This window comes from Pseudomonas sp. FW305-3-2-15-E-TSA4 (assembly GCF_058787295.1).
Genome location: NZ_JBYSZP010000013.1, coordinates 129,217 through 142,239, shown reverse-complemented (window position 1 = coordinate 142,239; position 13,023 = coordinate 129,217). Strand labels below are relative to the sequence as shown.

The window sequence follows — 13,023 nt, the reverse complement described above, 5'->3', positions numbered from 1 at the left end:
TCCAGGCTGTACTGGTGGGAGCTTCACCATGTTGAACACCCTTCTTCCAATCCTGTTGTTCGCAGCCCTGGCCCTTGCGGTGCTGGGTGCGTTGCGGCGGGTGGCCATGTGGCGTCGGGGCCGGGCCTCGAAGGTCGATCTGCTCGGCGGCCTGTTGGCCATGCCCAAGCGTTACATGGTCGACTTGCACCACGTGGTGGCGCGGGACAAATACATTGCCAACACCCACGTCGCCACGGCCGGTGGTGCGGTGGCGTCGATCGTGCTGGCGATTCTGGTGCACGGTTTCGGCCTGCATAACCGCATCCTCGGCTATGCGCTGCTGTTGATGACGGCGGTGATGTTCGTCGGTGCGCTCTTCGTTTACCGGCGCCGGCTCAACCCGCCGGCACGGTTGTCGAAAGGCCCGTGGATGCGCCTGCCGAAAAGCCTGCTGGCTTTCTCCGCCTCGTTCTTCCTGGTGACCCTGCCGGTGGCCGGAATTCTCCCGGAGAACTTCGGCGGCTGGCTGCTGGCGGCGATTCTCGGGCTCGGCGTTTTGTGGGGCGTGTCGGAGCTGTTCTTCGGCATGACCTGGGGCGGGCCGATGAAGCACGCCTTCGCCGGCGCCCTGCACCTGGCCTGGCACCGCCGCGCCGAGCGCTTTGGCGGCGGTCGTTCCACCGGTTTGAAACCGCTGGATCTGAATGATCCAAGCGCGCCGCTCGGCGTGGAAAAACCCAAGGACTTCACCTGGAACCAGTTGCTCGGTTTTGACGCCTGCGTGCAGTGCGGCAAGTGCGAAGCGGCGTGCCCGGCCTTCGCTGCCGGCCAGCCGCTGAACCCGAAAAAGCTGATTCAGGACATGGTCGTCGGCCTGGCTGGCGGCACTGACGCGAAGTTTGCCGGTAGCCCTTATCCGGGCAAGCCAATCGGTGAGCACAGCGGCAATCCGCATCAACCTATCGTCAATGGTCTGGTAGATGCCGAAACCCTGTGGTCGTGCACCACCTGCCGCGCCTGCGTCGAGGAATGCCCGATGATGATCGAGCACGTCGACGCCATCGTCGACATGCGCCGCCATCTGACGCTGGAAAAAGGCGCGACCCCGAACAAGGGTGCCGAGGTCCTGGAAAACCTCATCGCCACTGACAACCCCGGCGGTTTCGCTCCGGGCGGGCGGATGAACTGGGCGGCGGATCTGAACCTCACTCTGCTTAGCGAAAAGAAATCCACCGACGTGCTGTTCTGGGTCGGCGACGGTGCCTTCGACATGCGTAACCAGCGCACCTTGCGTGCGTTCGTCAAAGTGCTGAAAGCCGCGAAGGTCGACTTCGCCGTACTCGGCCTCGAAGAACGTGACAGCGGTGACGTGGCCCGGCGTTTAGGCGACGAAGCGACCTTCCAGCTGCTCGCCAAACGCAATATCCAGACCCTGGCCAAATACAACTTCAACCGCATCGTCACCTGCGACCCGCACAGCTTCCATGTGCTGAAAAACGAGTACGGTGCCTTCGACGGCAACTACCTGGTGCAGCACCACAGCACCTACATGGCGGAAATCATTCAGGCCGGTGCGCTGAACCTCGGTCAGCACAAAGGCAACAGCGTGACCTACCACGACCCGTGCTACCTCGGTCGCTACAACGGCGAGTACGAGGCACCGCGCGAAGTGCTGCGCGCCCTCGGCATCGAGGTCAAAGAGATGCAACGTTCCGGCTTCCGCTCACGCTGCTGCGGCGGCGGTGGCGGCGCGCCGATCACCGATATTCCGGGCAAGCAGCGGATTCCCGACATGCGCATGGATGACATCCGCGAGACCGGCGCCGAGCTGGTGGCAGTAGGTTGTCCACAGTGCACGGCGATGCTCGAGGGTGTGGTCGAACCGCGTCCGCTGATCAAGGACATCGCCGAACTGGTGGCCGACGCGCTGCTCGAAGACGCCGCGCCGAACAAGCCGACTGCACCGGCCAAACGTGAACCTGCGGAGGCCCACTGATGAGCGACATTATCCGCCGCGACCCGCGCGCCGAATGGATTGCGCGTAACCGTCTGCATCCGCTGCACGCGGCGATGCAACCGGCGCAACACAGCTGGATGGGCCCCAATGGTGTCATCCGCAAGAACCTGCACGGCATCGGTTTCATCGGCCCCAACGGCATCAAGCGTATCGATCGCAGCGGCGCGCAACAGGGCGGGGCGGTCAAACGCTCGGCCACGGTTGAAGTGCAGTTGCCGCTGCATCAGGTACCGGCCCCTGCGTTTTACATCAGCGTGGTGCCGGACATGGTTGGCGGTCGCCTGAGCAGCCACGACCGCGACTTGCTGGGCCTGGCTCATCAATTGGCCGGCAACGACGGCGCGGTGCTGGCGGTGGTGTTTGGCGAACACAAAGAGAACGCCTTCGCCACGGCCGGCGTCGATCGCTTGCTGGTACTGGAGGGCGAGCAATTCAGCGGTTATGCACCGGAACAACGGGTGCAGGGCCTGCGGGCTGTGGATAACCAGTTCAATCCACGCCACTGGCTGCTGCCGGACAGCCGCAGCGGTGGTGGTGAACTCGGTCGGCGTTTTGCCGCGGCACTGGGCGAACGCCCGGCAACGCGGGTCTGGCAAGTCAAGGATCAGGAATGCATCGGTCGCGCTGGCGCGGGCCTGCAAGACCTGGCGCGTCCGGTCGCACGTTTGATTCTGGCCGCAGCCGAATGCGCCGAACCGGTCAGCGAAACCCGTCATGAGGCACTGCCGGTGGAGTTATCCACAACGATTGCGCGCAGCCTGTCGCGGATCGAGGATCTTGGCGCGGTCGCGGTGGACCCGGCGGCGATTCCGATGGCCGAAGCCGAGTTCATTTTCTCCGGCGGCAACGGGGTCAAGGACTGGGCGCTGTTCCACCAGACCGCTGCGGCACTCGGCGCCACCGAAGGCGCCTCGCGGGTCGCGGTAGACGATGGCTTCATGGCCCGTGATCGGCAGGTCGGTGCGTCCGGCACTTGGGTCACCGCGCGGGTTTACGTGGCTGTGGGTATCTCCGGGGCGATCCAGCACCTGCAGGGCATCGGTGCCTGTGACAAGGTGGTGGCGATCAACCTCGACCCCGGTTGCGACATGATCAAACGCGCCGACCTGTCGGTGATTGGCGAGAGCGCGGAAATTCTTCAGGCGTTGATCGCGGCGGTAGCGGCTTACCGCAACGAAGCCAAGCGCGATGCGGCTTAAGGAACGGGTTATGAGCACAAAAATCATCAGTCTGGTTTCCATCGGTGCCCACCCGACGTCGGGCCGGCCACGCCGCGCCGAACAGGACGCCCGCGCCGTAGAACTGGGCCTGCAACTGGCTGGGGATAACCTGCAAGTGCTGCATGCCGGAGATGTCGCGGAACCGGCGCTGCGCGCCTATCTGGGCATGGGCCTGGAACAGCTGCATGTGCTGGAACAACCTGCTGGCGCCGACGCCTTGCCGGCGCTGACCGCGTATCTGCGCGAGGCTGGCGCTCAGGTGGTGCTGACCGGCAGTCAGGCGGAAACCGGCGAAGGCTCGGGCATGTTGCCGTTCTTGCTCGCCGAAGGGCTGGGCTGGCCGCTGGTGGTGGGGCTGGCGCAGGTCGAGTCGATCAATGATGGTTCGGCGCTGGTGCTGCAAGCCTTGCCCCGTGGGCAGCGGCGGCGGTTGAAGGTGAAGCTGCCATTTCTGGCGACTGTGGATAACGCCGCGCCCAAACCTCGACAGAGTGCCTACGGTCCGGCGCGACGCGGGGTGTTGAATGCCGAAGACGTTGAGGTGCTGGACGATGAACTGCTGGCCGTCTCCACACTGCAACCGGCCAAGCCACGGCCGAAACGTTTGAAGGTGATCAAGGCCAAGAGCGGTGCGGACCGTATGAAAGCTGCCACCGCCAAAGCCAGTGGCGGCGGTGGACAAGTGCTTAAAGGCGTCACCGCGCAGGCCGGCGCTGAAGCGATCCTCAAACTCCTGATTGAAGAAGGCGTCGTTCGCTAACCACGATCCTCCAGACACTGAACACCCCCTGTGGGAGCGGGCTTGCTCGCGAAAGCGTCGTTTCAGCTGCATCAAAGTTGAATGGCCCACCGCTTTCGCGAGCAAGCCCGCTCCCACATTGGTTAAGGGGGCAGGAGATCTCAGTGTGTTTACCCACAATCCCTGTTGGCGGATCTGTGGATAACGTGTTTGCCTTTGCCCGCACCCCACGCCAATCAAGCCTTAGAGCGCTGCGATCAAAAAACAACCAGCCTAAGTCACGGATTTCCTGGACTTTTTCTCTTGGATAACTGAGCAAGTTGCCCCCATTCTCTGTTGGCGCTTCTGTGGACAAGATGTTCGCTGTCCGCTGCAAGCCATATAAAACGTGGCCTGTATAGGATTGATCAATAATTGATCAATTAAGCTTTTAAAGCTGATAATCCCCGTGTAAACCGCGATTTCACACAGCCCTCTGCGCTTTTCCACAGCCGCCGCGAAGTTACCCCCGAAGTCTGTTGGCGCTTCTGTGGATAACGTGTTCGCCATCCTCTACAAGCCATGAAAACCGTGGCTTACAAAGATCTGATCAAAAAATAGCCAATGCGTCTGGCAAATCATCATTCTGGATAAGTCACGATTTTTCTTCACAAATCAGCGAGTTATTTTCGCAGTCATCCACAGTTACCCCCAATTACTGTGGGCGGTTATGTGGATAACTTGTTTACCAAACCCTGCAAGGCCCGCCCGGTATAGTCCAAACAGCAATTGATCAGATTTCATACAGTTCTAATGCGGTGCCTTGACTTCGATTCCTGCGCTGTCTTCACTGCAATGGCACAAGGACAGCCGTCACTTATCCACATCAGGTTCTGGGAGAACGCATGATGGATAGCCGCCCACACCGCCATCCCCCCTCGCCACGCAAGCGCACGTTACGTCGTGCGGCCAATCAACGCGCTCGTCTGTAGCGACCTCCTGCTTTAACCGCTGTGCTGTCGCCGGGCTCGACCCGGAGGCCAGGTGCCCGTTCGCCCATTGATTGCAGGCAACCGCAGAGTTGCCCCATCTGCCTGAGAGAGGAACACCCTCATGACACGCATCGCAACGCCCATCAGCGAGATCAAGGAACACTACGACGTGATCGTCATCGGCTCCGGCTATGGTGGCGGCATTGCTGCGTCGCGCCTGTCCCGGGCCGGCAAGCAGGTGTGCCTGCTCGAACGCGGGCGGGAAATCCAGCCCGGTGAATACCCCAACACCATGATCGCCGCGACCGAAGAGCTGCAGGTGCATGACCCGGACGGCCACATTGGCTCGCGCACCGGACTGTTCGACCTGCATGTGAATGCCCAGCAGAACGTGGTGGTCGGCTGCGGCCTCGGCGGTACATCGCTGATCAACGCCAACGTTGCCCTGGAGCCGGAACCCGGGGTGTTCGAGGATCCACGCTGGCCGCAGGCGGTACGCGATCATCGCGATACGCTGCTCAAGGACGGTTACGCACGTGCCCGGGAAATGCTCAAGCCCAATCCGTACCCGAACAACGCGCCGAACCTGCCCAAGCTCGACGCCAACAAAAAGTCTGCGGACTACCTCAAGCAAGGCGCGCATTTCTACAAGCCACCGATCAACGTGACCTTCGACAAGCTGCCGAACAACCTCAACCACGTCGGCGTCGAACAACTGCCGTGCAACCAGTGCGGCGACTGCGTCTCGGGCTGTAACAACAAGGCCAAGAACACCACGCTGATGAACTATCTGCCGGATGCCTGGAACCATGGCGCGGAGATTTTCTGCCAGGCTGAGGTGCGGCATCTGGAGCGCGACGGCGATGGCTGGATCGTGCACTTCCAGTACCTCGACAGCGGGCGCGAGAAATTCGACGCGCCGACGCTATTCGTGAAGGCCGACATCGTCGTGGTCTCCGCCGGCACTCTCGGCTCTACCGAGATCCTGCTGCGTTCGCGGGACAAGGGCCTGGTGATGTCCGGCCAGCTCGGCGAGAACATGAGCGGTAACGGTGACATCCTCGGTTTCGGCCACAACTGCGAGCAGACCATCAACGGCATCGGCTTCGGCGCACACTCGGCCAAGGAACTGCACCCGGTCGGCCCGTGCATCACCTCGGTCATCGACCTGCGCACCGAAGGTGACTGGCGCAGCCGCATGGTCATCGAGGAGGGCTCGATCCCCGGCGCCCTCGGCCGGCCGATGGTGCCGGCGATGGCCGGGTTTGCCGAGATGATCGGCGTGGCCACCGACGACAGTTTCAGCGGCAAGCTCGGCTACAAGGAGCGCGAGGCCGAAAGCTTCCTGCGCGGGCCGTATTATGGCGCGCTGCACAACATGCAGACCTACCTGATCATGAGCCACGACAGCGGCCAGGGCCGGATGATTCTCGACAACAAGGACCAGTTGCGCATCGACTGGCCGGGTGTCGGCGAGCAGGAAAACTTCAAACTCGGCAATGAGCGTCTGTACCAGAGCACCAAGGCGTTGGGCGGGGTGTGGGTGGAGAATCCGATCTGGACCAGGCTGCTCAAGCACAGCATCGTCTCGGTGCATCCGCTGGGCGGTTGCGTGATGGGCGAAGACGCGACGCAAGGCGTGGTCAATCACAAGGGCCAGGTGTTCAGCGGCGCGGCCGGCACCGATGTTTACGCCAGTCTGTACGTGACCGACGGCGCGGTGATCCCGACCTCGCTGGCGGTCAATCCGCTGCTGACCATCTCCGCCGTGAGCGAGCGCAACATGGGCCTGCTCGCCGCCGACCGTGGTTGGCAGATCGACTACACGCTGCCGTCGGCACCGCGCAAACAGGTGGCACCACCGACTCTCGGCGTGCAGTTCACCGAAACCATGAAAGGCTATTTCTCCCGCGCCTTCACCGCCGCGCAAAGCACCGATCTGAAAGTCTACGAAGCGGCGGCCAAACGCGGTGAGGCAGATAATTCGCCGATCGACTTTACCCTGACCATCACCGCTAACGACCTCAACCGGATGATCAAGGAACCGGAGCACGCCGCGACCATTGTCGGTACGGTCAATGCCCCGGCGCTGTCGCCGCAACCGCTGACCGCCAGCAACGGCGTGTTCAATCTGTTCGAACAATTCGAGCAGCAGGTCGACACACGGCACATGAAATACGACATGAAACTGACCGCCGAGGACGGCAACGACTATTTCTTCAGCGCCTTCAAAACCGTGCCGGAAGACAACGGCGTGCTGAACATCTGGCACGACACCAGCACCCTGTACGTGACGCTGTACCGCGGGCCGGACAAGTCGGGCGAGGTGATCGGCTCCGGGGTGATGCACATTCATCCGACCGATTTCGCCAAGCAGATGACCACCATGAAAGTGCTCAACGCGCGTAACGAGCGCGAGCGCATCGAAGGCCTGGCGCGTTTCGGCAAGTTCTTCGCCGGGATTCTCTGGGAGAGTTACGGCGGGGTCTTCGCTGGCGATATCTACTTCAACCCCGACGCGCCGCCACGCCTGAAACGGCCACTGGATGCACCGATCCCGGCGGTGCATTTCTTCCCCACCGAGGACGGCGTCGAGCTGCGCCTGACCCGTTATCAGGCCGGTAGCAAAGGCCCGGTGATGCTGGTGCATGGCCTGGGCGTCGGCTCGAATATCTTTTCCACCGACACCATCCAGACCAACCTGCTGGAGTACCTGTGCAAGCACGACTATGACGTGTGGCTGCTGGATTTCCGGGTGAGCATTCTGCTGCCGGCGAGCAAGAAAGAGTGGAATGGCGACCAGATCGCCCAGTACGACTTCAAGGCTGCCATTGCGCAAATTCAGCAGGAGACGCAGGCCAAAGACGTGCAGTGCGTGGTGCATTGCTACGGCGCGACGACATTCTTCATGTCGTTGCTGGCAGGGCTGCAGGGTGTGCGCTCGGTGGTCTGCTCGCAGATTGCCGCTGACACTGTGGTTGCCACGGCTACCGGGTTGAAGGCTGGTCTGCACTTGCCGGGCATGCTCGATGCCATCGGTATCAAATCGATGACGGCTTACGCCGACAGCAAGGAGAACTGGTTCAACCGCCTCTACGACAAGGCCCTCAACGGCTACGCGCGGATCGAGGCGCAGGGTTATTGCACCAACCCGGTGTGCCACCGCATCACCTTTATGTACGCCTCGCTGTATCGCCACGACACGCTCAACGAAACCCTGCACGACAACCTGCACGAGCTGTTCGGCGAGTCGAACATCGAGACCTTCGAGCACCTGGCGCTGATCGTGCGCAAAGGGCATCTGGTGGATTTCAAAGGCAACGATGTGTACATGCCGCACTTCGAGCGGCTGACGATGCCGATCTGCTTTATCAGCGGCGCGGAGAACCAGTGTTACCTGCCGGAAAGCACGCTCAAGACCTACCAGCGAGTCTGCGAAGTCCACGGGCCGGAGCGCTACAGCCGGCACGTAGTGCCGGGTTACGGCCACATCGACTGCATGTTCGGCAAGAACGCGGTGGTGGATGTGTATCCGATCATCCTTGAACACCTGGAGAAGACGGCCCTCGGCTGAGATCGATTACTGATTTCTGTGTTGAGGAGATTCTCTGTGGCGAGGGGATTTATCCCCGATCGGCTGCGCAGCAGTCGTAAAACCTGAGTGCGCGATCATCCTGACAGACCGCGCCGGCAGGGTTTGGGGCCGCTTCGCGACCCATCGGGGATAAATCCCCTCACCACAGGGGACATCGCTGGTTGGTGGTCAGAAGGAAATGGATGATATGGACAGCTACATCCGCTGGTTTCAACGCTTCATCTGGATCGGCATTGCGATGAACATGGTGTTCGCGATCCCGGCGCTGTTCGCGCCGGGATTGCTGACATCGGTGGTCGGTCTGCCGCCGCAACTCTCCGACCCGTGGCTGGAAAACGCCGGGATGCTGCTGGTGGGCATCAGCGTGTTTTACATGCCGTCGGGCTTCAATGCGCCGCGCTATGTGGTGCATTCCTGGCTGTGCGTACTGACGCGGCTGATCGCCGTGGTGTTCTGGATTTACCTGATCAATACGAGCATTCAAGGCTCGGTGTTCGTGCCGATGCTGATGGGCGATCTGAGCTTCTTCCTGATCCTCGGCATTCTGCTGTACCTCGGTACCACGCCCGCGAACCGGCCATGGGCGCTGCTGTGCGATGGCTGGCGCGAGTGGCGCGCGGCCTGGGCGCGGCAATGGCAGAGCCATACCTTCAAGGTCGGTACCTTGGTCGTACTGGCGCTGCTCGGTTTCATCGGTTACCAGACCTGGTACCAGATGCTGCGGGTGGTGCCGGAGCACGAGTACGCCTCCGACGAAGATCACTACAAATACGCGGCCATCGGTCTGGGCATCGAAGCGCGGATCCCGTATTACCTGTTCGCCGTGCTGCCGCAGATGTGCCCGGAAAAACTGCCCAAACCCGGCGGCTGGGAAGTGTTCGGCTTTCTTTATGAGAACGGCAAGGACCTGCCGATCGGCATGGCCAAGCGGCAGATCGGTTACCCGACCGTGGAACCGAACTGCGCGCTGTGTCACACCGGCTCCTACCGGGCCAATGCCAGCGACATTGCGGTCAACGTGCCGAGCGCGCCGGCCAACACCCTGCAACTGCAGGCCTTCCAGTGGTTCGCCTACGATTGCGCCAGCGACCCGAAATTCACCACCGACGCGGTGATGGCGGCGATCAACGGCAAATTCCAGCTGGGCTTTTTCGAGAAGCTCTACAACCGCTATCTGATCATCCCGATGGCGAAAAGCGCCTTGCTCAAGCAGAAGCAGGCCTACGCCTGGCAGAAGCTGCGTCCGCAACAGGGCCCGGGCCGCACCGACACCTTCAACCCGACGAAAATGGTGGTGTTCGGCTTCCCGGATGACTCGACCATCGGCACCGTCGATCTGCCGCAAGTGTGGAACCAGAAGCCGCGGGAATCGATGTACCTGCACTGGGACGGCAATAACAACAAGATCCACGAACGCAACTACGCCGCCGCGATGGCCGTGGGCGCGACCCCGGAATCGGTGCTGCCGCCGAGCTTCAACCGGGTGACCAACTGGCTGCTCGGGCACAAGGCGCCGGCATGGCCGTGGGCGCTGGATCAGGCCAAGGCCGCCCAGGGCAAACCGATCTGGGATGCCAATTGCGCCGCGTGCCACGACTTTGGCCGCGCCGATACCGGGCAGGTCACCACCAACATCGATCAACTGGGCACCGATCCACATCGGCTCGACTCGTTCACCACCGGTCTGGTGACGGCGTTCCACACCTTCAAGAAACCGCCGTTCGACTTCGGCGCGTATCGCAAGACCCAGAGCTACAGCAACACGCCGACTGACGGCATCTGGCTGCGCGCGCCGTACCTGCACAACGGTTCGGTGCCGACCCTGTGGGATCTGCTGCAACCGCCGGAAAAACGTCCGGTGGTGTTCATCACCGGCTCCGACGTCTACGACCCGGTCAACGTTGGTTTCGTCACCACGGGCGCTCAGGCCAAAGCCTCGGCGGATTTCAAATACGACACCCGACTGGAGGGCAACCACAACAGCGGTCACCTGTACGGCACCACGCTGTCGGACGACGACAAACGTGCGTTGATCGAATTCATGAAAACCCTGTGAGCCCTTACGGATAGAGGATTACGCCATGTCACTGGTCAGTCATTGGGAACACGAGTACGACAAGGTCAAACTGCGCATTCACGGCTTGTTCACGCGCATGGAAATGGCCTGGATGAAGCTCATCAGCGAGCTGGAGCCGCAGGAGTTTCAGGCGATCATCAAGCTGCTGCAGCGCGGTCACGATCAGGCGCAATACGTGCTGAAAAACGGTGAGTTGCCGGGCGACGAGCCGGCGGTGCCGTGGGAGTTGTCCCACGGGTTGTCGATCCTGCGCATCGGCAATGCGACGCCATTGCCGCAGTCCCCCGATCAACTGCAAACCAAAGTGCTCAAGGACGGCACGCTGCTCGGCTGCCGCAAGTGGGAACTGCTGGATCTGCTGTGGAGCGAGGCGCTGCTCAAATGGATCGAAAACCTGCGTCACCACGCGACCTTCGGCACCGACCCGGCGCTGGTGACCATGGATCGCGAAGTGACGTTGGCGATTGCCGGCGACTGGGGCACCGGGCCGTTCAACAGCCATGCGCCGGCGGTGTCGGTGGCCAACCAGATGCAACTGGCCAATGCCGACTTCACCATTCACCTGGGGGATGTCTATTACGCGGGCACCCACTCCCAGGAGGACACCGACATGTCGGGCTGGCCGATGGGCACCCACGGCTCGTTCACCCTCAATTCCAACCACGAGATGTACAGCGGCGCCCACGGTTACTTCAAGGAACTGGCCGCGCGTTTTCCGGGGCAGCAGGGCACCAGCTACTTTGCCTTGATCAATGACGACTGGCTGATTGTCGGGCTGGACACGGCCTATGCCTCGGACGTGATGAACCTGTACATGGACGGCACGCTGAACGAACCGCAAATCGCCTGGATGAAGGGCTTGCCCAAACGCAAGAAGCTCATGGTGCTCAGTCATCATCAGGGTTTTGATATCACCGGACACAACAAGACCGCGCTGTATCAACCGGTGTGCGATGCACTGGGGCGCGAGCCGGATTACTGGTATTGGGGGCATCTGCACAATGGCATCGTCTACGCCACCCAGGGCGGACTGCATGCGCGCTGTGCCGGGCACGGAGCGATTCCCTATGGCACCACCAGCGAGCTGAACGGGCATCCACGGATACTGTTTTCCGAGACCCAGGATGCGAAGGATCCGGACTATCCGCTGCGGGTGTTGAACGGGTACGCGAAAATCAGGTTGGTGGGGGAGGAGATTTTCGAGGAGTTTATTGGCGAGGATGGCAGTGTGAGGTGGTCATCCACATGACCGGGCGCCTGCGGTATCTGTACCGCAGGCCTTTTCATGCATTGAAAATATAAAAACCTTAACTCCTCTTGTGCTGGCTAGTTAAAGGGTTTGGTTGTCGGTATATGCCGAATCAAAATAGAAACAGTTTCCGATAGTTCTATTGGCAAGTTTGACAGGTATGGTGGCTGCGACTTTACTTGGCTGCACGTGAGGAATTGAACAAAATTGTTCAGCAATAAATTCCGCCGGGTTCAATGCAGGAGTTTTTTTTGTAATGGAGTACTTTTAGTCAATTTATTGGCTTTTTATCAAGAAACCCTACTTTGTGATTAATCCATTTCGGGATGGCGCTGCGAAAGCTGTTTAATTCGCGCGTATTTCATGTGGGATGCTGTTTGATAATTGCCGGAATTAAAAAGACAACGAGCAGTTGCATGGGCGGAGTATGAGTTTTTTGACGAGTGCTGTCTGCCGGTTTTATCAGCAGCATTTGTCTGCCGGGGCACAACACCAAGTGCGATAAATACAACACTACAAGGAGTTCCAAAATGTCTGAAGCAGCCAAGTCAAAAGTCAAGTCGGTCGCCGAAGCGGCCGTTCCTCCGTCGAAAGAGGCTTATGTCGAACTGCTGAACGAAATGCGCGTTCATGCCAAGAAACGCTCGTCGGGTGCGGCACGAGGCGTACTGATGGCTTCGCCACGCCTGCAACAGATTCACCTGCGCAGCCTTTATCTGAGTAATGGCGCCAATGATCCAGGTGTGAAAAGGCTGGAAAAAGAAGCCAGGGAAGCAGGAGAAGGACAGTCGAATCAATCGGAAAAAGGGCTGGTGAAAGCCACCGAAGCGTTCCAGAATTCCGGGTCGACCGATACCAAGTCCTACAAGGAAAAACTTGAGGAGCTGCGTAAACGTGACCAGAAGGCTGCCGAAGAGCGAATCGACAAAATCTACGACGCGGCCATCAATGAAGTTGACAAATTTCCGGCCAGTGCCGATGCGGTTATTGGTTTTATGGAAAACTTTGGCAATCTCTTTAATGGCGTACTCAACAAGATCGGTGACTTCTTTATCGAGATTGGCCAGAAGATCCTCAGTTGGCTGAAGAATGTCTGGGAGAAAATTACCAATACTTTCAATTCGGTCGTCAGTTGGATTGGAGGCTGGTTCTCCTGAAGCCATTTTATGGTCT

Annotated in this window: 7 protein-coding genes; all 7 read left to right on the top strand. The window is 60.2% G+C overall.

The genetic code is table 11. The features are described 5' to 3' along the window. Nucleotides 1-28: 28 nt before the first annotated feature. Nucleotides 29-1,978: a dimethylglycine demethylation protein DgcB gene (dgcB, locus tag AC3WMV_RS18900; protein WP_103368838.1), complete on the top strand. Its 1,950-nt coding sequence runs from the start codon at nt 29-31 to the stop codon at nt 1,976-1,978. Beyond that, on the top strand, nt 1,978-3,198 hold the full coding sequence (gene etfA / locus AC3WMV_RS18895; RefSeq protein ID WP_103368839.1) for an electron transfer flavoprotein subunit alpha: 1,221 nt from the start codon (nt 1,978-1,980) through the stop codon (nt 3,196-3,198). Before dgcB ends, etfA begins: the two co-directional genes overlap by 1 nt. A gap of 10 nt (nt 3,199-3,208) precedes the next feature. Next, nucleotides 3,209-3,979 carry an electron transfer flavoprotein subunit beta gene (etfB, locus tag AC3WMV_RS18890; protein WP_103368840.1) on the top strand — a complete coding sequence of 257 codons (771 nt, stop codon included), beginning with the start codon at nt 3,209-3,211 and terminating at the stop codon, nt 3,977-3,979. 1,071 nt (nt 3,980-5,050) lie between these two features. Further along, nucleotides 5,051-8,503, top strand: coding sequence for a GMC family oxidoreductase N-terminal domain-containing protein (locus AC3WMV_RS18885; RefSeq protein ID WP_103368842.1), 3,453 nt, complete (start codon nt 5,051-5,053; stop codon nt 8,501-8,503). Between the two features lie 208 nt (nt 8,504-8,711). Then, complete coding sequence (locus tag AC3WMV_RS18880; protein ID WP_103368843.1) at nt 8,712-10,580, top strand: c-type cytochrome; 1,869 nt, start codon at nt 8,712-8,714, stop codon at nt 10,578-10,580. Between the two features lie 25 nt (nt 10,581-10,605). Continuing rightward, complete coding sequence (locus AC3WMV_RS18875) at nt 10,606-11,850, top strand: metallophosphoesterase family protein (protein WP_103368844.1); 1,245 nt, start codon at nt 10,606-10,608, stop codon at nt 11,848-11,850. A 530-nt stretch (nt 11,851-12,380) separates the two neighbouring features. Continuing rightward, on the top strand, nt 12,381-13,007 hold the full coding sequence (locus tag AC3WMV_RS18870; protein WP_064589562.1) for a hypothetical protein: 627 nt from the start codon (nt 12,381-12,383) through the stop codon (nt 13,005-13,007). Nucleotides 13,008-13,023: the final 16 nt, after the last annotated feature.